The sequence below is a fragment of the Clostridium sp. AM49-4BH genome (genome assembly GCF_003478335.1).
Lineage (GTDB): Bacteria > Bacillota > Clostridia > Lachnospirales > Lachnospiraceae > Butyribacter.
Map to the genome: position 1 here is coordinate 36159 of NZ_QUFB01000002.1, position 22392 is coordinate 58550.

Here is a 22392-nt window from a genome sequence, read left to right on the forward strand (position 1 = left end):
AGTGAGCTTATGGAAAATATTTTAGTTCAAAAATTAAAAGAATACAGAATGTTGTATGTATTCTGTATGTTAGTACATATTGTTCTTGCTGTGGAGTTTAACCGCTTGCAGTTGTACGTGTTATTTGGATTTAATATTTGCAGTGTTATTATGTATTTTATGGGTACGATCTGCATGAGAAGAGAGAGGCATGTTAAATTTTGGCTGATCGCAGCATTTATCGAGATTATAGCACATGCGGTGCTGTGTAATCTTTATTTGGGATATGGATATGGTTTTTGGCTGTATGTTGTTGCGCTGATTCCGGTAATCTATTATGTGGGATTTTCAAGTGACAGTTGGCAGAGGGGAGTAGGAAGCTATAATGCACTAACGATCATAGCAACGGTGATCATCGTTATATCGTGCTTTGTATCCAGAGAAAGTAATTTGGTATCGAATATTTTTCATGGATTGTCAATACGCGTTTTTGCTATTAATTTGTCGATGTGTATGGCGATGTTAATTTACGAGACGATGTTGTTTGTGTATGCGATCAAAGAGCTGTTTCAAGATCTCCAAAATAAGAATGACGATCTGCAATTTTTAGCTAGTTACGATGCATTGACCAAACTTCGCAATCGTCGCAGCATGGGAAAAGTGATGGAGCAGTATGAACAAGATGGAACACCGTATTGCATGATACTAGGAGATATTGATGACTTTAAGCGTATTAATGACACTTATGGTCATACATGTGGGGACATTGTACTGCAAAAAATTGCAGAGATCATACAAACTTTGGTGGATCCGTATGGTGTGGCATGTCGATGGGGTGGAGAGGAGATTTTGATTTTGTTACACAGTACGCCTGAGGAGGGATTAAGACTTGCGGAACGTATACGTGAGACAATCGAACAGACAGCAGTTATGTATAAGGGAATACGAGTAAAGGTGAGTATGACTTTTGGCTTTGGCAGCGGTGCGGAAAGCAGGATGATCGAGAAACTTGTCACAGTAGTAGATGCCAGATTATATATTGGCAAAGAAAATGGAAAAAATCAAGTAGTGTCTAAAAGTTCAATTTGACGACAAAATTGAATTTTTCCTTGCGACAGATCTAAGAAAAAAGAAAGATACGCATTGTTTTTGAACGTCAGGTGTGCTATTATAGCAACATATTGAAGTTCAAAATAGCAGAAATGACACGAAATTGAACTTTCTTACATATAATGTTCTGCAAATTGAACTAGATTGATAAATAAAAGATTGGTTAGCAGTGCAGCAGTTGCGACTGCGGAATTGCACCTGGAGAAAGGAATGAGAATGTTTATGGAACGGACGTTTGCAGAACGGCTGCAAGACGCTATGAGACAGCGCGGGTTCAAGCAGGTAGATCTTGTACGCGAAGCGGATAAATATGGCGTCAAGCTTGGGAAGAGCCATATGAGTCAATATGTGAGCGGAAAGACAGTGCCGCGAGCGGAAATTCTTCGTTTTCTGGCAAACTGTCTGCAGGTAGACGCAGACTGGCTTTTGACGGGAGAAGGAGACAGCCGGATGGTAGAAGGAAATACCATCCATAATGTGGGCGAGAAAAACACCGCTCATAAAGCAGAAGACGGAGAGAATGCAGAAGGAAAAATTGAGGGGAAGGTATCCCGGAAAGGATCAACCCAAAATAGAGTGAAATCAGGAGGAAGTATCATGAGAGAGTTTATGAAGTCATCCAAATTAGATAATGTATTATATGATGTAAGAGGACCGGTTGTTGAGGAAGCAAATCGCATGGAGGATGCCGGAACACAGGTTCTTAAATTAAACATAGGAAATCCTGCACCGTTTGGTTTTCGTGCACCGGATGAGGTGATCTATGATATGCGCAGACAACTTGCAGACTGTGAGGGATATTCGCCGGCAAAAGGAATGTTTTCGGCTCGAAAAGCGATCATGCAGTATGCGCAGTTGAAACATATACCAAATGTTGCTATAGAAGATATTTATACGGGAAATGGTGTTAGTGAACTGATCAATCTCAGCATGTCTGCTTTGCTCGACAGTGGGGATGAAGTGTTGGTGCCATCACCGGATTATCCATTGTGGACAGCGTGTGTGACGCTGGCAGGAGGTACTGCCGTGCATTACTTATGCGATGAGCAGTCAGAATGGTATCCGGATATTGAAGATATCCGCAAAAAGATCAATGACCGCACAAAAGCAATTGTCATTATCAATCCGAACAATCCGACCGGAGCACTCTATCCGAAAGAAGTGCTGCAGCAGATTGTAGATGTAGCGAGAGAACATCAGATCATGATCTTTTCGGATGAGATTTATGACCGTTTGGTGATGGATGACGAAGAGCATGTTTCAATCGCATCACTGGCACCTGATCTGTTCTGCGTGACGTTCAGCGGCTTATCAAAATCGCACATGATTGCCGGTTTCCGTGTAGGCTGGATGGTTTTAAGCGGCAACAAGGCGATGGCAAAAGATTACATTTTGGGCTTAAATATGCTTTCTAATATGCGCTTGTGTTCGAATGTTCCGGCACAGTCCATTGTTCAGACGGCACTTGGCGGCCATCAAAGTGTGCAAAATTACATTGTGCCGGGTGGGCGTATTTATGAGCAGCGAGAGTATATTTATAAGGCGCTCAATGACATCCCGGGAATTACTGCTGTCAAACCAAAGGCTGCTTTTTATATTTTTCCTAAAGTAGATACGAAGAAGTTTAATATTGTGGATGATGAAAAATTTGCATTGGATCTGCTTCGGGATAAGAAGATTTTGATCATTCATGGCGGTGGATTTAACTGGAGTGAGCCGGATCACTTTCGTGTGGTATATCTTCCTCGGATTGAAGTGTTGGAAGAATCCATTCATAAGATGGAAGAATTCTTTAGTTATTACCATCAATAATTATGTGCCTGCAGGGTGATCGTAGCAAATTTTTAAACCTTAAAATTTGTAGTAGTTTTTTCAAAAAAAGTGTTGTATAATTAGTCAGATAATATGTGCTTTGATATAGGGAAGCTATGTACGAAATCATATTCGTATATTCTTTTCTATATTGAGTGATGGGTGGCAGATGCACTATTAGAAATGAGGAAAATATGAAAAAAAAGACGGTTGCCGTTTGTATGGCAAATATTGATGAACAATATAATGATATCTTTTTACACCAGTTTCGTAAATTTGCGGCAGAAAATGACATTAATCTGCTTTATTTTTATTCGTTTAGTGCGTTTTATTTTATGGATTCGCATGATATCGGAGAGCGGAAAATATATCGCTTGATCAACTATGATATCTTAGATGCACTGGTTATTTTTTCAGTGACTTTTTTGGATGAGGATATCTTAACAAGGATTGTGAATGGTGCAAATCAAAAGGGTATCCCGGTTATATCAATTGATCGTGAATTAGAGGGATGTATCAGTGTTTGCATTGATGATCTTGAAGCAATTTATAAGATTACATCGCATATGATCGAAGAGCATCATGCGAAGAATATTAATTTTATTGCAGGAGGCAAAGGACAAGGTTGCTCAGAAGCTCGCATTGAAGCGTATAAGAGAGCTTTGCGCGATCATAATTTGGAAGTGGACGAGCGGCGTATTGACTATGGCGATTTTTGGGATGGGCCAACATTAGAGGCTATGCAGCGGTTTATTGATAGTGGTATTCCTATGCCGGAAGCGGTGGTGTGCGCCAATGATGTTATGGCATTGGCAGTGGAAGAGTTTTTGGAGCAGCGTGGTTTTCGGGTGCCGGAGGATATTATGATCACCGGTTATGATGGCATCACGGAGGCTGTCAATCATCAGCCGCATATAGCAACGGCAGGGCGTGATATCACAGAAGTGACACGACAGGTGTTTGACATTTTGAAACAACTTTTTGCCGGCAAGACATTTCCGGACAATTATATTCATAAGATTGATGCAAATCTACAGTTGTACGGAAGTTGTGGATGCAAGGGAGACACGGTCAAGAATCAGAATGCTTTGGTTCATTCGTTGTGCTTATGGCAGGCGGAGATGAAGTATTTTATGATGGATCAGATCCGTATGTCAGCGTTGCTTACAAAGGCAGCGAACTTTGCCGAAGTGTTTGATGGTATTATGCAGTCAACGTCTAAGTTAAACAACAAGTATATCATGATATGTATTGTGGATAATTTCATGGATGAGGAAGAATTTTCCGATATTGTGGAGAATAGTATGGCACAGCATACCGGATATTCCTCGCGAATGAATCGTGTACTATACCGCAAACATGGTGTATGGCAGGGAATGATCGATTATAATACAAATGATCTTTTGCCGGATCTGGATGAGATTTTGGATGACTGTGGAAGCCTTTGCTTCTTTCCGCTGCACATTCATGCGCAGACGGTAGGTTATGCTGTTATTTCGATTGATGAAGATACAGCTGACATTATTCGTTATTATGAGTTTTTCCTGAATGTGTGCAATGCATTAGATATGTCCAAGACACAGCGGAGACAGCAGACGATCATTCAGAACTTAGAGAATAAATATGTCCATGATCCGTTGACAGGTTTGTTTAACAGACGTGGATTTTATATGAATATTAAATCAGACTTTGAGAAGTGTGTAGAGGAGCAGCAAAAGTTCAAATTGCTTTCGGTTGACATAAACGGTCTGAAGGTGATCAATGATACGTATGGTCACGCAGATGGTGATATTGCAATATCGACGGTTGCGAAGGCTCTGCAGGCATCTGGCGGAATGAATGACTGCTGTGCAAGATTTGGCGGTGACGAGTTTATTGTTGCCGGTCCGGAGCATGATAATGACACCGGAGAGTTGTTGATCGAGAAGGTGCATCGATATCTGGACGAGTTTAATGCATCTTCCGGTAAGCCATATCAAGTAGATGCAAGTATCGGATTGGTTTCTTTGATACCGGATCGATCAATTTCGCTAGAGGAGATTATTAAAGAAGCAGACGAGAGGATGTATCGCGAGAAAGTAAAATATCATAAACAACGTCAGTAATTGTGTCATTTATTGTTTATGTGTAAGGAAGCTGCAGAGTTTTTGAAATAAAGTGAATGATATAAGGGGTCGTATTCCAGGGAATACGACCCCTTTTTGAAAAGCCGAAATATTACCGCTATGAAACCCACATTTATTGTTTGCGGAAGATCCATAAAATGATTAACACCCGAGTAGTTCCTTTGAATCTAATACAATGGTGAAAGGACCGTTGCCAACCAGCGATACATGCATATGTGCACCAAAAGATCCATGTTGTACGACATCACAGTAATCGTTTGCTTTGGTAAGCATGTATTCATAGAGAGCTTTTGCGTGCTCCGGTTTACCGGCTTCCATGAAGGAAGGGCGATGGCCCTTTTTACAGTTGGCATATAAGGTGAATTGGGAGACGAGAAGCAGTTCGCCGCCAACATCGGAGAGTGATAGATTGGTTTTCCCGCTTTCATCGTCAAAAATACGCATTTTGAGTGCCTTATCTAGCATTTTGTCTGCTATGTCTGTGGTATCTGTGTCGCTGACTCCCACAAGGATCAGAAGCCCTTTGCTGATCCTGCCAATGATAGCCTCATCGACGGTTACTTTTGCTTCATCAACACGTTGTATCACTAATTTCATATTTTTTCTGCCTTTCTTTTTTTTCTCAAACTTCGCACTTCAAAAATGATGATTACCTTGCTTCCGGGACTTCGAGTTTCCGAAAGGCATGTAAATCAATCATCAGAGATAACAAAATTTAGAAATCACCAAAAACGAAAATGCGGCAAGGCAATTACTATAGTTCGCTGCTTGCAGAAATCACTATGTTGTGGCTGCAAAATACTTAGTATTCTTTGACATAATAAGCAATATGCGACCTTACAGAAGCTTTGGATGTGCGAAATTTGAGTTTTTAATATAAATTTAATTTTTCGTTTAACATCATACCATATTTTTATGTTATGATAAACAACGTTAGAAAAAAAGAGAGGATGGAAGTAGCATGTTTGGTTATGTAAGAATCCGTAAACCGGAGCTGTTAGTAAAAGACTATGAGTGTTACAAGGGCTTTTACTGCGGCCTGTGTCATTCATTGCGGGATACCTATGGGCTGCGGGGGCAGGTTACGCTGACGTATGACATGACATTTTTGGTGTTGTTGCTTTCATCAGTGTATGATCTGGCGGTAAAGGAGGAACACAAGCGATGCATTATCCATCCGGCAGGCAAACGACGTGTGATCCGTACGGAAGCAGCAGACTATGCAGCAGATATTAATATGCTTCTGAGCTATTATCATTTTGTGGACGATAAGCAGGATGAACATTCGCTGGCGGCATCATTGGGAGTTCAGATGTATCGTGGGCAGAGCAGACGATTGGAGCAACACTATCCAAGACAGGCAAGAGCAATTGCCGAGGGAATGCAAAGGCTTCATTTGTTAGAGCAGGAAGACTGCAGGAATGTTTCTGCTCTGGCAGATTGTTTTGGCCGCATGCTTGCAGAAGTATTTGCGTGGAAAGAAGACGGATTGGCAGATTTTTTTCGGGAAACCGGATATTATTTGGGCAAATTTATCTATATTATGGATGCTTTTGAGGATTTGCCGGAAGACACCCATAAGGAGAGATTCAACCCTTATCTGGGGACTGACCGTCGGGAACTATTACCGCAGGTCGAGGAGCAGCTGTTGACAGAGATCGCGGCTGCCGGAGCAGCATTTGAGAAGCTACCGTGCCTGGAGTATAGAGATATTATGCGTAATATTTTATATGCAGGAGTATGGAATCGCTTTGATAGGATAAAACAGGAACTACAGAAGGAGGAACAATAATGGATCCATATAAGGTGCTGGGGATTTCCAGCGATGCAACAGATGAAGAGGTAAAAAAGGCATATCGTGAACTGAGTCGTAAATATCATCCTGATGCAAATGCCAATAATCCGTTGAAGGATCTGGCAGAGGAAAAGTTTAAGGAAGTGCAGGCGGCATATTCGCAGATCATGGATATGCGCGCGAAAGGCTACGCAACAAATGACAGTCAGACGTCTGGCGGCTATAGTGCCGGCTATCAGGGACAAGGCTATCAGGGTCAGGGGTATCAAGGCCAGAACAGTGGACAGGGTTATAATCCATATCAGCGTGGTCAATATCAAAGTTATGGTGGCCAATATGGAAGAGATCCATATGCGGGCAATGAATGTGGAACAGGCAATCTGTGCTGCGATCTTTGGTGTGCGGATACACTTTGTGAATGCATGGGAGGAGATTTGTGTACATGTTTCTAAAGTCTGGCAGGGTTAGTTATGGTGGTATGATCACAGCGGCCATGGTGGTGTTGTTGTATTTGTCTTGCGTGTTTGAGAATTGTTCATTATTTTGCCTGGCGGCAGCGGCTTTCTTAGGAGGCGTGACAACTTGGCAGAGAGGGTGGAAGGATGGATTGCTGGTTTCTGCGGCAGCAGGTGTATTAGGTGTAGTGTTGTTGCCAAATAAATGGTATGTGTTGACATATGCGGCATTCGTACTGTATGTTTTCGCGTGGGAGTGCTTGGAACACTTTTTTTCAAAGAAACAAAGGATGCTTGCGTGGATACTAAAAGGAATATTGTATCATGTGCTTTTGATCAGTGCAGTTTGTAGCTATGTTTATGTATTTGGTTTCCAACAGCTTGTACAAGGATTCTTGCTGACGGTTTTGCAGCATTCTAAGATCTTGTTTGGTTTGGCAGCGGTACTTTTGGCAGAGGTGGTTTGGATCGTATTTGACAGGGCATATGCAGTATTTCGTATCAAATGGAGTCAGTGGATGCATAGAGCAGAGGCTGGCGGGTCAAGCAGACTATAGACGAACCGGTAAATTCATGATATAATTAAAAAGTATGACTATGGTTATCAGACGGAGTTTGGTGACCGGATATGAGGTATTACAGCATAAAGGGCGTAGCAATGCGCAAAATGGAGGAAAATATGGGAATCTTTAAGGATGACGAGGAAAAGACGACAGAGAATGTTTCGTTACCGGAGGATTTGAATTTGGATGATATCGGTGATGATCTAGGTTCATTATTTGATGAGGACAAGACGGACGATGCAGATGATAATGTGGATAAGGATCTGTTAAGCCAGATTTTTTCGGATGGTGGGGATGTTTCAGAGAGTGATGATAAGACCTCTAATGGAGAAATGGATGAAGATTTGAGCAAACTCCTAGGTGAGATAGAAGATATTGAGGATGTGGCAAAAGAGTCTGCGGCGAAGGAAGCTGAGAAAAAGACGGCATCAAATCATAAGAAAAACAATAAGAAAGCGGATAAGGTAAAGGAAAATAGGACAGCACATATGGATGCACCCGGAGAAGTGTCTGATGACACAGTGACGGTGATCAGTCAGGGAACCACCGTTAATGGCGGTATTAATTCGGCTGGGGCTGTTGATGTAATGGGTACGATCAATGGTGACATTACTTCCCGTGGTAAAGTAGCGATCAATGGTACAGTGACAGGTAATGTTTCCGGTGCAGAGATCTATATTAATACGAAGCGACTGGAAGGATCTTTGGACAGCGAAGGAACCGTGCAGATCAGTGAAGGAACAGTGATCATTGGAAATGTTACCGGAACATCTGCGTATATTGCCGGAGCTGTGAAGGGAACGATCGACGTGCAAGGTGCGGTTGTCTTAGAGGAAGGCGCTGTTGTTAAGGGAGATGTTATTGCAGAGTCTTTGCAGATCAATCAGGGCGCTGTTTTGGACGGATCCTGTTCGTTGGATTATACTGATGTGGATATTGATAAGTTTTTTGCATAGAAATGAGGATAATTATGGCTAAGTATAAGAGAGTATTATTAAAATTAAGTGGTGAAGCTTTGGCCGGTCCGAATAAGACAGGTTTTGATGAGGCTACCTGCTTAGAAGTGGCAAGACAGGTAAAGAGTCTGGTCGAGGATGGTGTACAAGTTGCTATCGTGACCGGTGGCGGTAACTTTTGGAGAGGTCGTACCAGTGAAACGATCGACCGCACCAAGGCAGATCAGATCGGTATGTTAGCTACCGTTATGAACTGTGTATATGTTTCTGATATTTTCCGCTATGTTGGTTTGAAGACAAGTGTTATGACACCGTTTGTCTGCGGAGCGTTTACAGAACTGTTTTCAAAGGATAAAGCTGTGAAGGCGTTGGAAGCGGGAGAGGTTGTATTTTTTGCCGGTGGAACGGGACATCCTTACTTTTCAACAGACACAGCCACGGTGCTTCGTGCGATAGAGATCGAGGCAGATGTGATCTTATCCGGTAAATCCATTGATGGCGTATACGACTGTGATCCGGCCGTACATCCGGAAGCGAAAAAGTTTGATACGATTTCCATTAATGAGGTGGTCAATAAGCGTTTGGGTGTTATTGATCTGGCAGCAGCGGTTCTATGCATGGAGAATCATATGCCGATGATGATCTTTGGATTGAATGAAAAGAACAGTATTATTGACACAGCAATGGGAACAACGGCAGGTACGTTGGTAGAAGCATAGAGAATAAGAAAGGTATGGTGTAAACATGAGTGTATCATTAGGACAATTTGAAGAGAAAATGAATAAATCAATTGAAAGTCTTGCAAACGAGTATACGACGATCCGAGCAGGCCGCGCTAATCCGCATGTGTTGGATCGTATTTCGGTGGATTATTATGGACAGCCGACAAACTTACAGTCTGTTGCCAATATTTCCGTATCTGAGGCACGTACATTGGTGATCCAGCCTTGGGAGGCAAGTTTGATCAAGGAGATTGAGAAAGCAATCTTAGTTTCTGATCTGGGGCTTACGCCAAATAATGACGGTAAAGTGATCCGTTTGACTTTCCCGGAACTGACGGAGGAACGTCGTAAGGATTTGACAAAGGATGTCAAGAAAAAGGGCGAGGATGCCAAGGTAGCGATCCGTAATATCCGCAGAGATGCGAACGATTATATCAAAAAAGAGCAGAAAGCAAATGAAATTTCTGAGGATGAGCAGAAGGATGCGGAGGCAGAAGTGCAGAAACTGACAGATCAGTTTGTTAAGAAAATTGATGAAATGGTTGAGTCAAAATCTAAAGAGATCATGACAGTATAGTATAACATAGTTTTGAGAGATTTTCTCAAAACATGGATCATAGGGATGGACGGAATGGGTCTATCCCTACTTTTCAATAAAGGAATATGGCGTCTGCTCCCGGGATGGGTGCAGTTGCGCATAGAAATGAGGATATAGATGAGTGATGAGAAGAGAGCCGTACCCAGACATGTAGCGATCATTTTGGATGGCAACGGAAGATGGGCTAAAAAGCGTTTCCTTCCAAGGAACGCAGGTCATGCAGCTGGCAGCAAAAACGTAGAAAAGATTTGTGCGGCAGCATGGGATATGGGCATTGAATACGTGACGATGTATGCATTTTCAACGGAGAATTGGTCCAGACCCAAAGAGGAAGTCGATGCTTTGATGAAGTTGTTATATAGTTACTTAAAGGATTGCTTAAAAACCAGTGAGAAGAACAACATGCAGGTACGCGTGATAGGAGATATTACGAGACTGGCACCGGATCTGCAGGATCAGATCCGTGAGTTGGAAGAGTTTTCGGCAAAAAATACCGGGTTGCATTTTCAGGTTGCCTTAAACTATGGCAGCAGAGATGAAATTCGGCGTGCGGTGACCAAGATGGGGAAAGATGTTAAAGACGGCATTTTGAATCCGATAGATATTACCGAGGAGACGATTTCCGAATATTTGGATACAAAGGGAATACCGGATCCGGATCTTATGATACGAACCAGCGGTGAACAGAGGCTTTCTAATTATCTGTTGTGGCAGATGGCTTATACCGAGTTTTATTTTACAGATTGTTTGTGGCCTGATTTTAATAAAAAAGAACTGGAAAAGGCAGTAGAATATTATCAACAAAGAGACCGGCGTTTCGGTGGTGTCAAATAGAAAGGGAGCAGATATGTTTAAGACTAGACTACTGAGTGGAATTGTATTGATGATCATTACGATCGCATTGATGATCTTTGGCGGTTTGCCATTGTTTTGGGTAATAACATTGATCACTGTGATCGGCCTGTTTGAGCTTTATCGTGCCGTTAAAATGGAAAAGACAGTACCGGCGTTGATCGGATATGCCGCGAGTATTGGCCTGGATCTGTTGTTGGCGGCACAAAAAACGGACTATGTTATTATGTTGTTGATCGGGGCGCTGATGCTTATGATGGCTTGTTATGTGATCGCTTACCCAAAATATTGCAGTGAACAGATCATTATGGTATTTTTTGGATTGATCTATGTGACAATGATGTTGTCGTATGTATTTCAGGTACGTATGCTTGAGGGAGGTCAACTGATGGTATGGCTGATCTTTATCGGAGCATGGGGCTCAGACACCTGTGCATACTGTGTCGGTAAATTGACCGGAAAGCATAAAATGCCATCTAAATTGAGTCCAAATAAGACCATTGAAGGATGTGTGGGGGGGATTATTGGTGCAGCTTTGATCGGCTTTTTGTTTGCACTGGCTTTTACCGCACCCAGACCGCATTGTGGTGGCAGTTTGCAGTGGTTGGTGCAGTATCCTCTGTTATTTCACAAATTGGCGATCTGACAGCATCTGCGATCAAGAGAAATCACGACATTAAAGATTATGGGACATTGATCCCGGGTCATGGCGGTATTTTAGACCGTTTCGACAGTATTATTTTTACAGCGCCTATCGTATATTATTTAGTGACGATGTTTCATTCGCTGTAGGATTATAATAGGGTATTAAGTGTATTTTTGACTATGCATTATTTGTGATGCGGATAGTTTTACGAATGCAGGAGAAACTTTGAAATGGAGGGGTTATTTAACCATGAAACAGATAGCAGTACTTGGTTCTACAGGATCGATCGGAACACAGACATTAGAGGTTGTCAGAGCAAATGAAGATATGCAGATCGTAACGCTTGCAGCAGGGTCTAACATTGATCTGTTGGAAAAACAGATTGTAGAATTTACGCCGAAGTTAGTGTGCGTGTATTTGGAAGACAAGGCAAAAGAATTACAGGAGCGTTTGCATTTACGTAAAGATGCTGCGGCGGATACCGAGATCGTTACGGGAATGGATGGACTGATCGCTTGTGCAACCTATTCCGAAGCAACCATAGTTGTTGCAGCAGTAGTCGGCATGATCGGGATTCGTCCTGTGATCGAGGCGATCAAGTCAGGGAAAGACATTGCCTTTGCCAACAAAGAAACATTGGTGACGGCCGGTCACATCATTATGCCTTTGGTGGAGAAGCATGGCGTTAAGCTATTGCCGGTGGACAGTGAACATGCAGCTATTTTTCAGTGTCTGCAAGGCGAGGAACATGGTTCTTTACATAAAATTTTGCTTACGGCATCCGGTGGACCGTTCCGTGGTAAAAAGAAAGAGGAATTAGAACATATCCGCGTGGAAGATGCGCTCCGTCATCCGAACTGGAGCATGGGACGCAAGATCACGATCGATTCTGCAACGATGGTCAATAAGGGTTTGGAAGTGATCGAAGCCCGTCATCTGTTTGATGTGGATTTTGATCGTATACAAGTCGTTTTGCAGCCACAGAGTGTGATACACTCTATGGTGGAATTTGAAGATGGAGCCGTAATGGCGCAGCTTGGAACGCCGGATATGAAACTGCCGATCCAGTATGCCTTGACATATCCACATCGCCGTTATCTACAGGGCGAGCGGTTAGATTTTTGGAAATTGCAGGAGATCACGTTTGAGCAGCCGGATATGGACACTTTTGAAGGATTAGCTCTAGCATATGAGGCAGGACGCACAGGAGGCAGTCTTCCAACGGTATTAAATGCTGCGAATGAAATGGCGGTAGCATTGTTTTTACAGCATAAGATCGGTTATTTGGATATAGCACGTTTGATCGCTTGGAGTATGGAGCATCATCATGTGATCAAAGATCCGTCATTGGAGGAAATTTTGGCGGTAGAGAAAGACGTATATCGTTTGCTGAAAGAGAAGATCAAAGCATAAAGAAAGGATAGATGTCATCGGAAACGATGGCAGATTGGAGAAAACTATGAACATAATTGCAGCATTGTTGATATTCACAGTCATTGTGGTGATTCATGAATTGGGGCACTTTCTACTTGCAAAAAAACACGGTGTCGGAGTACCTGAATTTTCCGTGGGAATGGGTCCGAGAATTATTACGTTTGCAAAGACAAAGAAAGGGCCGGTTTGTCGATTTTTCTGTTCGCAAAAGAAGTTTGATGCCTACGAAGACTGGCAGGATGTAACTAAATATTCTTGGAAACTTTTACCAATCGGTGGATCTTGTGCTATGGTAGGAGAAGACGAGGACAATGATGCGGAAGATTCTTTTAATACAAAGGGTGTGTGGGCACGCTTCTCTATCGTATTTGCAGGTCCCTTCTTTAACTTTATTCTGGCATTTGTATTTTCGGTTATTATTCTGGCCAATAACGGAATAGATATTCCGCGTGTTCTTGCAGCGTATGACAATCAGCCGGCAAGTGAGGCTGGAATCAAAAAAGGTGATGTGATCCGCCGGATCAATGGCAAAAAAATTACGATCGGCCGTGAAATTGACACGTACTTGATGTTACATCCTTTGAGCGGAGAAGAGGTGAAGGTAGAGATCGAGCGTGACGGCAAAGAAAAGACAATCATGGTGGATCCGAATTATACCGCATACTTGTTTGGCTTTTCCTACAAACAGCAGAACACAGCAGATACGAAAATCTCAGATGTGAGCAAAGATTCGCCGTTTCAAAAGGCAGGCGTTAAGGCGGGGGATGAGATCTTGTCTGTAAATGGACGTACTGTGGATAATGGCGAAGAACTTGGCAAAGTCATGGAAGAAGAGAAAAAAGAAGGAGAAGCGATTTCATTTGTGATCCGCAGAGGCAGCGAAGAGAAAACGTATGAGATCGCACCAAAATCTTACAAGACCAAAACACTGGGAATATATGCTTCCGATTATCAGAAGGGTAATGCAGGACAGATTTTGCGGTATAGCTTGATCGAAGTAAAATATTGGATCGAGACAACGGTTGCCAGCTTAGGTCAGCTTGTGACCGGCAAAATGTCGATGAAGGAAGTATCCGGTCCGGTTGGTATTGTAGATACTGTTGGAACCATGATCAATGAGACGTCTAAGATCGGTTTGAAAGAAATGTGGCTGAGCATTTTGTACATGGCAGTATTGCTAAGTGCTAACTTAGGCGTTATGAACCTGCTGCCATTACCGGCACTGGATGGCGGACGTCTGGTCTTTATTTTGATAGAAGCTGTGCGTGGTAAGCCGGTAGACCGCGAAAAGGAAGGCTATATACATTTCGCAGGTTTCGTATTACTAATGCTATTTATGGTATTTGTATTATACAATGACGTGATTAAGATCATTCATTAATACGGGAGAAGGATAGGTGAGGATAGATGCGTGAACAGACAAAAGTGATTCAGATAGGTGATCGTAAGATCGGTGGTGGCAATCCGGTAGCAATTCAGTCGATGACGAATACCAAGACAGAGGATGTGGCAGCAACGGTTGCACAGATTCATGCGCTGGAGGAGGCCGGCTGTGATATTATCCGTTGTGCAGTACCAACAATGCAGGCGGCAGAAAGTTTGAAAGAGATTCATAAGCAGATCCATATTCCGCTGGTCGCAGACATTCATTTTGACTATCGTCTGGCATTGGCGGCAATTGAAAACGGGGCAGATAAGATTCGTATCAATCCTGGCAACATTGGTGATGAGGAGCGTGTACGTGCTGTTGTGAATGCTGCTAAGGAGCGTGGGATCCCGATCCGTGTCGGCGTCAATAGTGGCTCTCTTGAAAAAGATATTATTGCAGAATACGGTCATGTGACGGCGGAGGGGTTGGTAAAGAGTGCATTACAGAAAGTTGCAATGATCGAAAATATGGGCTATGACAATTTGGTCATCAGTATTAAATCCTCGGATGTATTAATGAGTATCAAAGCACATGAGTTAATGGATAAACAGAGTCGTTATCCGCTGCACGTTGGAATTACGGAGTCTGGAACGGTTCACTCCGGGAACATTAAATCAGCGATCGGTATTGGAACGATTCTGTATGAGGGTATTGGAGATACGATACGTGTGTCTCTCACTGGTGATCCGGTCGAAGAGGTACGCTCGGCAAAACTTATTTTGCGGACACTTGGGTTGCGTAAAGGGGGCGTAACGGTTGTTTCTTGCCCAACTTGTGGACGAACTCAGATTGATTTGATCGGTCTTGCAACGAAAGTGGAAAATATGGTCAAGGATCTTGACAAAGATATAAAAGTAGCTGTAATGGGCTGCGTTGTAAATGGTCCCGGAGAGGCGAGAGAGGCTGATATCGGAATTGCCGGGGGCAAAGGTGAGGGTCTTTGATCAAAAAGGCGAAGTGATCCGTAAAGTTCCGGAAGATCAATTACTCTTAGCATTGCAGCAGGAACTTGATAGGATGTGATCGAATGGAAAAGTTACTACAGGAAACGTTTGCTGATCTTCGTTTGACGGCAAGGCAGCAGTCTGTTTTTGAGGAAGTATATGTAGAACGTCTGTGTCTGTTGCGGGAGCAAAAAAGAGTGGAGGTTCATATTGTCAGTGAACATATTATTCCATACCGTGAGATTGCACTGTTAGAGTACGCATTGAATCAGTTGTTTGATAAAGCAGGATTTACCGTACAGGTAACAGATCGGTTTCGACTGTCAGAACAGTATACGCCTGAGAATTTTTGGCAGGAATACCAGGACAGCATTTTGATGATCTTGAAAGAAAGCAATGTTCTGGAATTTAACATGTTTTATAGTGGAGAGTGTCATCTCGAAGGGGAGACACTCTATTTGTGCTGTGACGATGATATATTGTTTCGTGCCAGAGAGACAGAGGTGATCAAGAAAGTTCAAGATCTTTTTTCAAGAAAAGCCGGATTTTCGATCACATTAAAGATCAGTTACCGTGAACCGCAGATTCAAGAAGAGGAAGAGATCAGCTATCGCGATGTGATACAACATAAGAATCAGGTGCAGTCGGTGGAGGCATTCGGTACGGAGAAAGCGCAAGGGTCCGAGCGTGGTTCCGGAACAAAAAACATGGGTGCACAAGGAAAAACCGCAGGAAGATCACAGGATCCGGGGACAGTCTCCGGACAGAAAGCACCTACAGAGACTGTCGTCAAGACCGCTGCGGAACCGGTTGTGGAGAAAAAGAACGATTCCACGGAGAAGAAAGCCGGAGGAGAGAAAAAGACGTTTCGAGGCAATCCTTACAGCCGAAAAGGTGGAAGAGGTTCGTTTCATGGCAATGTGGACGAAGAATGTTTCTATGGACGTAACTGTGATGGCAATATGATCAAGATTGCAGATATCCAGGAGGATCCTGGTGAGGTTGTGATCGAGGGAATGATATTGTCTTCGGAAGAGAGGGAGCTTAAAAGTGGTAAGATCCTGTTAATGTTTAATATTACAGATTTTACCGATACGATTCAGGCGAAGATCTTTTTGGAGCCGGAAGTATTAGAATCCATTGGCGGAGAACTCAAAAACGGTAAATTTATAAAACTGAAAGGAATCCCGATTTTTGATACCTTTAGCCGCGAGATCACGATCAGTTCAGTACGTGGCATCAAACCGGGCAAAGATACCAGAGAAAAACGGATGGATATCTATGAGGGCCCAAAACGAGTGGAATTACATGCACATACACAAATGAGTGAGATGGACTCAGTAGTTCCGGTACGTGAATTTGTGAAACGCGCAAAAGAGTGGGGACACCCTGCAGTGGCGATCACAGACCACGGTGTTGTACAGTCATTTCCGGATGCAGATCATGAAGTGGATCGTGACGATGCATTTAAGGTGTTGTATGGCGTCGAAGCATATTTGGTCGATGATCTGATCGAAGCGGTTCAAAATGATGAAGGACAAGCGTTTGATGATACGTATGTTGTGTTTGACTTGGAGACGACAGGAATTGGTCCTAAAAGCAACGAAATCATAGAAATTGGTGCTGTAAAGGTCGAAAATCGAACGATCACCGATCGTTTTAGTACCTTTATCAATCCGCACCGACCGATTCCATATCATATCACGAAATTGACATCCATTGATGATTCTATGGTTTGCGATGCGGATGGGATCGAAACTGTTCTTCCACGATTTTTGGAGTTCTGTGAAGGGGCAGTCATGGTGGCACATAACGCCGGATTTGATATGGGATTTATTAGTCAGAAATCATCAGATCTCGGGCTTGACTGCAAATTTACGATTGTGGATACGGTGTCTGTTGCGCGAGCACTTTTACCGGAACTTAAAAATTACAAATTACATACTGTGGCAAAGCAGCTTAATGTTTCTCTGGAACATCATCATAGAGCGGTGGACGATGCAGAGGCAACGGCAGAAATCTTTTTGCATATGATCAAGCGGTTGGAAGACAAGGAGATCAAGAATCTGACACAGTTAAACGAGGCTTGTATTCCGAATGAGGAGTCGATTCGTAAGATGCCATCGTATCATGCTGTTATCTTAGCCAAAAATGAAACCGGCCGCGTGAATCTGTATCGTTTGGTGTCAGAGTCTCATTTGAAATACTTTAACAGACGACCGAAATTGCCAAAGAGTCTGTTTATGAAGTGGCGTGAGGGCCTTTTGATCGGTTCAGCGTGTGAGGCGGGTGAGTTGTTCCGTGCACTTGTTGAAGAAAAGCCGGAGGAAGAGATTGACCGTTTAGTCCGCTTTTATGATTATTTGGAGATCCAGCCGATCGGGAACAATGAATTCATGGTTCGTGACGAAGATAAATATCCGCAGATACAGGATGATAACGATCTGAAGGAGCTTAACCGTCGGATTGTTTCTCTTGGAGAGGCTTATAATAAGCTGGTTGTGGCAACCTGCGATGTGCATTTTCTGAATCCGGAAGATGAGGTGTATCGCCGTATTATTATGTCCGGTAAGGGGTTTGCGGATGCGGATCAGCAGGCACCGCTATATTATCGAACAACAGAGGAAATGCTTGCGGAATTTCAATATCTTGGATCCAAAAAGGCAGAGGAAATTGTCATTACGAACACCAATCTGATCGCTGATATGGTGGATAAGATTTATCCGTGCAGTCCGCGAAAATGTCCGCCGTATATTGAAAATTCTGATCAGGATCTGCGTAATATCTGCTATAACAGAGCACATGAGATCTATGGTCCTGATCTTCCTCCGGTCGTTGAAGAGCGTTTAGAGAGAGAGTTAAAATCGATCATTGGTAACGGATATGCCGTGATGTATATTATTGCACAGAAGTTGGTGTGGAAGTCTAACGAAGATGGATACCTGGTTGGTTCCCGAGGCTCAGTTGGATCATCCTTTGCGGCAACGATGTCCGGAATTACGGAGATCAATCCGTTGCCGGCACATTATTATTGTTCAACCTGCCATCATTATGACTTTGATGATCCGGTGATCAAGGAAAATGCGGGAACTTCTGCGTGCGATCTTCCGGATAAGATCTGTCCGAATTGTGGGACAGTAATGAACAAAGAAGGTCATGATATTCCGTTTGAAACATTCTTGGGATTTAAGGGAGACAAAGAGCCTGATATCGACCTGAACTTTTCCAATGAGTATCAGAGTAATGCACACGATTATACGGAGGTTATTTTTGGTGCAGGTCAGACTTTTCGTGCCGGAACGGTTGGTACAATGGCGGAAAAGACCGCATATGGCTACGTTAAGAAATATTGTGAAGAACATGAGATCACAAAGCGCAGTGCGGAAATGGAACGTATTGCGAAAGGCTGTGTAGGTGTAAGACGTACCACAGGACAGCATCCAGGCGGTATCGTTGTGTTGCCGATCGGAGAAGAGATCTACACCTTTACGCCGGTACAACATCCGGCCAATGATATGACAACCAAGATCATAACGACACATTTCGATTATCATAAGATTGATGCAAACTTGTTGAAACTGGATATTTTAGGACATTTGGATCCTACAATGATCCGTATGTTAGAGGATCTTACGGGTAAAGATGCCTCGGAGATCCCGATGAATGATCCGGATGTGCTTTCTCTTTTTGCCTCGACAGAGGCGTTAGGTATTACGCCGGAAGATATTGGCGGATGTACGCTTGGATGTCTGGGTGTACCGGAGTTTGGAACTAACTTTGTTATGGGCATGCTGTTAGATGCTAAGCCAAAAAACTTTTCGGATCTTGTCCGTATTTCGGGACTGTCACATGGTACCGATGTATGGCTTGGCAATGCACAGTATTATATTAAAAACGGTGACTGTACGTTGTCTACGGCGATCTGTACCCGTGATGATATTATGATCTATTTGATCAGTATGGGCGTGGAAAATGAACGTTCCTTTAAGATCATGGAGAGTGTACGTAAGGGAAAAGGTTTGACACCGGACATGGAAGAAGATATGCGTGCCTGCAATGTGCCGGACTGGTACATCGAATCCTGCAAAAAGATCAAATATATGTTCCCAAAAGCGCATGCGGCAGCTTATGTTATGATGGGATTGCGTGTTGCATGGTTTAAGGTGCACGAGCCGTTGGCGTATTATGCGTCATATTTTAGTATTCGTGCGACAGCCTTTGATTATGAGATCATGTGTCAGGGCAGAGAGCGGTTAGAGTATTACATTAATGATTACAACAGACGCAAAAATGAGTTGTCTGACAAAGAAAAGAATACGTTAGATGATATGCATCTTGTACAGGAAATGTATGCGCGAGGATTTGGTTTTTGCAAGATTGATATTTATCGATCCAAAGCAACCAGATTTCAGATCGTGGATGGGAAATTAATGCCTGCTTTTTCATCGATCGACGGACTGGGAGATAAAGCAGCAGAGTTGATCGAGGATGAGGCGAGCAAAGGGGAATTTTTGTCACAGGAAGACTTTAAGACCCGGTGCAAGGTCAGCGCAAATACAGTAGAGACGATGGATAGGCTTGGATTATTCGGGGATCTGCCACATTCAAATCAGATCTCGCTGATGGACTTTCTGTGATAAGAATTAACAGCAAAAAAGTAAAATGCGCGTTATCATGTATCATATCGCATAATATTCATGATCGTTTTCGTGAAAAAGGGGCGGTGCATTAAGCACCGCCTTTTGTTTACGTTATTAGATTTTATTTTACTCTTCCGGAACAGAATGGAGAGGTTCAAACGTATGCGTATTTTTATTTTGCTTTTTACGTTCTTTTTGCGCACGCTTTGCTTCTTCACAGAAGTATTTCTGTGAGTTGAGTTTAGCGTGACCGCCCTTTGCAGCACGTCGATAGGTTCCGTTTTTCTGTAAAATTCTTGCTTTTTCGTTATCCGCCAGTTGAATGTCCAAAATATGGATCACTTCAGCTTTTAATGCGTCATCTTCTACCGGAAATAAAATCTCCACACGTTTATCTAGGTTACGAGGCATCCAGTCTGCACTTCCCATATAGACTTCCTCGAAACCGTTGTTGTAGAAATGGAAGATTCGGCTGTGCTCCAAAAAGTCACCGACGATCGAACGTACCGTAATGTTCTCGCTGATACCCGGCATTCCGGTTTTGAGGCAGCAGATGCCGCGTACAACTAGTTCAATCTTAACACCGGCGGCAGCAGCTTCATACAAGGAGCTGATAATACCGGCATCGCATAGAGAATTCATTTTGGCGCGAATAAATGCTTTTTTACCCTTTTTGGCAAATTCTTTTTCTCGGTTGATCAATTGAGTAAAGCGGTCACGCAGGCGGATCGGTGCAATTGCTAATTTGTTCCAAAATGCCGGTTCCGAATAACCGGACAGCATATTAAAGACGGCGGTGGCATCTTCACCGATCGCTTTACGGCATGTAAGAAGACCCATATCGGTATATAATTTTGCTGTGCTATCGTTGTAGTTACCGGTACCGAGGTGGACATAACGTCGAATGCCATCTTCTTCTTTACGTACAACTAACGTGATCTTGCTGTGCGTCTTTAGACCAACAAGACCGTAAATGACATGACAGCCGGCCTGCTCCAGTTTACGTGCCCAGATAATATTGTTTTCTTCATCAAACCGTGCTTTTAACTCGACAAGTACGGTTACCTGTTTGCCGTTTTCGGCAGCGGCAGCAAGAGATGCGATGATCGGAGAGTGGCTGCTGACGCGGTACAAGGTCTGTTTGATCGCAAGAACGTTTGGATCTTTCGAAGCTTGTTTGACAAAATCAACAACCGGATCAAAAGTCTCATATGGATGATGTAGAAGGACATCATGGTCACGGATCTGATCAAACAGATGATCTTCACCATTTAGCCATTTAGCAGGCTGTGGTGTGTATTTTGGAGTGCGTAGCTTATCATATCCTTCCAATCCGGATAATTTCATAAGAAATGTTAAATCCAAAGGACCGTTGATCTTAAAAATATCTTCCTCTTTGATCTTTAACTCCTGACGTAGTTTTTTGAGCAGACGTTTGTCCATGCCTGCTTCAACTTCCAAACGGATTGCCTGCCCCCATTGACGTTTCTTGAGCTGTCGTTCGATCTCGATCAGAAGATCAGCAGCTTCATCTTCTTCAATGCTAAGGTCTGCATTACGCATGATACGATATGGAAATACCGATTCAATCTCATAATTGACAAACAGTTTTCCAATATTTTTTTCAATGATCTGCTCTAACAAAATAAAGGTTTTTTCACCTTTTTGCTCGGATGGGATCTCGACAAAACGAGGCAGTACAGAAGGAACCTGAACCGTTGCAAAATCGGTATCATTGGAATCAGCTCCTTTCTTTTTGTTGCCATGTGACAGATAAAGATCGCGGAATTGTCCGCCTGCAGCTTTGTCTTTTTTCATGCGGAGAATAGCACCAATATTTAATGTTTTATTACGGATCAGCGGAAATGGTCTGGATGAATCCACTGCCATAGGAGTAAGTACCGGGTATACTTCATCGGTAAAATAACGGTCTACATATTTGGACTGTTTCTCACTAAGATTTTCATAGTGGGATAAGACGTGTACGCCTTCTTTTTCGAGGGCCGGGATCAGAGAACGATTAAAAATATCATACTGATCTTTAACGAACAAATGTGTACGTTCGTTGATCGCAGCTAACTGTTCTGCAGGGGTCATGCCGGAGATGTCTTTTTTGTTGTATTTTACCTGTACCATGTCTTTGAGAGAGGCAACACGTATCATGAAAAACTCATCTAAGTTGGATGACGTAATGCTCAAAAATTTAAGACGATCAAATAAGGGAAGAGAGGAATCTTTGGCCTCTTCCAGTACGCGGCGGTTAAATAACAGCCAGCTTAATTCACGGTTATAAAAATATTCCGGTTTGGAATAAGGTGATTTTGTACTCAT

17 protein-coding genes and 2 pseudogenes are annotated in these 22392 nt (G+C 42.9%); 17 read left to right on the forward strand and 2 right to left on the reverse strand.

From position 1 onward, the window contains the following. Nucleotides 1-9 precede the first annotated feature (9 nt). From DW981_RS01010 to DW981_RS01020, 4 genes and pseudogenes are all read left to right on the forward strand, one after another. On the forward strand, nt 10-1068 hold the full coding sequence (locus DW981_RS01010) for a GGDEF domain-containing protein (RefSeq protein WP_118506459.1): 1059 nt from the start codon (nt 10-12) through the stop codon (nt 1066-1068). 243 nt (nt 1069-1311) lie between these two features. Then, nucleotides 1312-1518: pseudogene (locus DW981_RS16010) on the forward strand (aspartate aminotransferase); the annotation flags it as partial. A gap of 168 nt (nt 1519-1686) precedes the next feature. Continuing rightward, nucleotides 1687-2901, forward strand: a complete 1215-nt coding sequence (locus tag DW981_RS01015; RefSeq protein WP_182434067.1) for an aminotransferase class I/II-fold pyridoxal phosphate-dependent enzyme — start codon at nt 1687-1689, stop codon at nt 2899-2901. Between the two features lie 194 nt (nt 2902-3095). After that, the gene (locus tag DW981_RS01020; RefSeq protein WP_182434064.1) at nt 3096-5006 is read left to right on the forward strand and encodes a GGDEF domain-containing protein; all 1911 of its coding nucleotides are present in this window, start codon (nt 3096-3098) and stop codon (nt 5004-5006) included. Nucleotides 5007-5168: 162 nt separating this feature from the next. Here DW981_RS01020 and dtd read toward each other — a convergent pair whose 3' ends face one another. After that, nucleotides 5169-5624, reverse strand: coding sequence for a D-aminoacyl-tRNA deacylase (gene dtd, locus DW981_RS01025; RefSeq protein WP_022026258.1), 456 nt, complete (start codon nt 5622-5624; stop codon nt 5169-5171). Between the two features lie 364 nt (nt 5625-5988). Between dtd and DW981_RS01030 the strand changes: the two genes are divergently transcribed. From DW981_RS01030 to DW981_RS01085, 13 genes and pseudogenes are all read left to right on the forward strand, one after another. Then, nucleotides 5989-6819 carry a DUF5685 family protein gene (locus DW981_RS01030; RefSeq protein ID WP_118506461.1) on the forward strand — a complete coding sequence of 277 codons (831 nt, stop codon included), beginning with the start codon at nt 5989-5991 and terminating at the stop codon, nt 6817-6819. After that, nucleotides 6819-7274 (forward strand): J domain-containing protein, encoded by a 456-nt coding sequence (locus DW981_RS01035; protein WP_118506462.1) that lies wholly within the window; start codon nt 6819-6821, stop codon nt 7272-7274. Before DW981_RS01030 ends, DW981_RS01035 begins: the two co-directional genes overlap by 1 nt. Continuing rightward, nucleotides 7265-7834, forward strand: coding sequence for a hypothetical protein (locus DW981_RS01040; protein ID WP_118506463.1), 570 nt, complete (start codon nt 7265-7267; stop codon nt 7832-7834). Before DW981_RS01035 ends, DW981_RS01040 begins: the two co-directional genes overlap by 10 nt. 71 nt (nt 7835-7905) lie before the next feature. Beyond that, nucleotides 7906-8796: a polymer-forming cytoskeletal protein gene (locus DW981_RS01045; protein ID WP_118506464.1), complete on the forward strand. Its 891-nt coding sequence runs from the start codon at nt 7906-7908 to the stop codon at nt 8794-8796. Between the two features lie 14 nt (nt 8797-8810). Continuing rightward, entirely contained in the window at nt 8811-9515 is a 705-nt protein-coding gene (pyrH, locus tag DW981_RS01050; RefSeq protein WP_118506465.1) for a UMP kinase, read from the forward strand. Nucleotides 9516-9540: 25 nt separating this feature from the next. Further along, nucleotides 9541-10095 (forward strand): ribosome recycling factor, encoded by a 555-nt coding sequence (gene frr, locus DW981_RS01055; protein WP_022026264.1) that lies wholly within the window; start codon nt 9541-9543, stop codon nt 10093-10095. Between the two features lie 138 nt (nt 10096-10233). Beyond that, entirely contained in the window at nt 10234-10950 is a 717-nt protein-coding gene (locus DW981_RS01060) for an isoprenyl transferase (RefSeq protein ID WP_118506466.1), read from the forward strand. Between the two features lie 13 nt (nt 10951-10963). Continuing rightward, nucleotides 10964-11614: a phosphatidate cytidylyltransferase gene (locus DW981_RS01065; RefSeq protein WP_347474476.1), complete on the forward strand. Its 651-nt coding sequence runs from the start codon at nt 10964-10966 to the stop codon at nt 11612-11614. Beyond that, complete coding sequence (locus DW981_RS16015; protein ID WP_347474477.1) at nt 11569-11760, forward strand: phosphatidate cytidylyltransferase; 192 nt, start codon at nt 11569-11571, stop codon at nt 11758-11760. The genes DW981_RS01065 and DW981_RS16015 overlap by 46 nt, the downstream gene beginning before the upstream one ends. 103 nt (nt 11761-11863) lie before the next feature. Then, nucleotides 11864-13027, forward strand: a complete 1164-nt coding sequence (gene dxr / locus DW981_RS01070; protein ID WP_118506467.1) for a 1-deoxy-D-xylulose-5-phosphate reductoisomerase — start codon at nt 11864-11866, stop codon at nt 13025-13027. Between the two features lie 46 nt (nt 13028-13073). Next, nucleotides 13074-14429, forward strand: a complete 1356-nt coding sequence (gene rseP / locus DW981_RS01075) for an RIP metalloprotease RseP (protein WP_118506468.1) — start codon at nt 13074-13076, stop codon at nt 14427-14429. 26 nt (nt 14430-14455) lie between these two features. Continuing rightward, nucleotides 14456-15500, forward strand: a pseudogene (gene ispG / locus DW981_RS01080) (flavodoxin-dependent (E)-4-hydroxy-3-methylbut-2-enyl-diphosphate synthase). Between the two features lie 4 nt (nt 15501-15504). Continuing rightward, entirely contained in the window at nt 15505-20058 is a 4554-nt protein-coding gene (locus DW981_RS01085) for a PolC-type DNA polymerase III (RefSeq protein WP_118506469.1), read from the forward strand. Between the two features lie 129 nt (nt 20059-20187). Here DW981_RS01085 and DW981_RS01090 read toward each other — a convergent pair whose 3' ends face one another. After that, complete coding sequence (locus tag DW981_RS01090; protein ID WP_118506470.1) at nt 20188-22392, reverse strand: RNA degradosome polyphosphate kinase; 2205 nt, start codon at nt 22390-22392, stop codon at nt 20188-20190.

What these genes read in the sequence shown, in the direction of transcription:
- DW981_RS01010 (WP_118506459.1), top strand. Translation starts at nt 10, where the DNA reads ATGGAAAATATTTTAGTTCAAAAATTAAAAGAATACAGAATGTTGTAT.
- DW981_RS01015 (WP_182434067.1), top strand. Translation starts at nt 1,687, where the DNA reads ATGAGAGAGTTTATGAAGTCATCCAAATTAGATAATGTATTATATGAT.
- DW981_RS01020 (WP_182434064.1), top strand. Translation starts at nt 3,096, where the DNA reads ATGAAAAAAAAGACGGTTGCCGTTTGTATGGCAAATATTGATGAACAA.
- dtd (WP_022026258.1), bottom strand. Translation starts at nt 5,624, where the DNA reads ATGAAATTAGTGATACAACGTGTTGATGAAGCAAAAGTAACCGTCGAT.
- DW981_RS01030 (WP_118506461.1), top strand. Translation starts at nt 5,989, where the DNA reads ATGTTTGGTTATGTAAGAATCCGTAAACCGGAGCTGTTAGTAAAAGAC.
- DW981_RS01035 (WP_118506462.1), top strand. Translation starts at nt 6,819, where the DNA reads ATGGATCCATATAAGGTGCTGGGGATTTCCAGCGATGCAACAGATGAA.
- DW981_RS01040 (WP_118506463.1), top strand. Translation starts at nt 7,265, where the DNA reads ATGTTTCTAAAGTCTGGCAGGGTTAGTTATGGTGGTATGATCACAGCG.
- DW981_RS01045 (WP_118506464.1), top strand. Translation starts at nt 7,906, where the DNA reads ATGAGGTATTACAGCATAAAGGGCGTAGCAATGCGCAAAATGGAGGAA.
- pyrH (WP_118506465.1), top strand. Translation starts at nt 8,811, where the DNA reads ATGGCTAAGTATAAGAGAGTATTATTAAAATTAAGTGGTGAAGCTTTG.
- frr (WP_022026264.1), top strand. Translation starts at nt 9,541, where the DNA reads ATGAGTGTATCATTAGGACAATTTGAAGAGAAAATGAATAAATCAATT.
- DW981_RS01060 (WP_118506466.1), top strand. Translation starts at nt 10,234, where the DNA reads ATGAGTGATGAGAAGAGAGCCGTACCCAGACATGTAGCGATCATTTTG.
- DW981_RS01065 (WP_347474476.1), top strand. Translation starts at nt 10,964, where the DNA reads ATGTTTAAGACTAGACTACTGAGTGGAATTGTATTGATGATCATTACG.
- dxr (WP_118506467.1), top strand. Translation starts at nt 11,864, where the DNA reads ATGAAACAGATAGCAGTACTTGGTTCTACAGGATCGATCGGAACACAG.
- rseP (WP_118506468.1), top strand. Translation starts at nt 13,074, where the DNA reads ATGAACATAATTGCAGCATTGTTGATATTCACAGTCATTGTGGTGATT.
- DW981_RS01085 (WP_118506469.1), top strand. Translation starts at nt 15,505, where the DNA reads ATGGAAAAGTTACTACAGGAAACGTTTGCTGATCTTCGTTTGACGGCA.
- DW981_RS01090 (WP_118506470.1), bottom strand. Translation starts at nt 22,392, where the DNA reads ATGAGTACAAAATCACCTTATTCCAAACCGGAATATTTTTATAACCGT.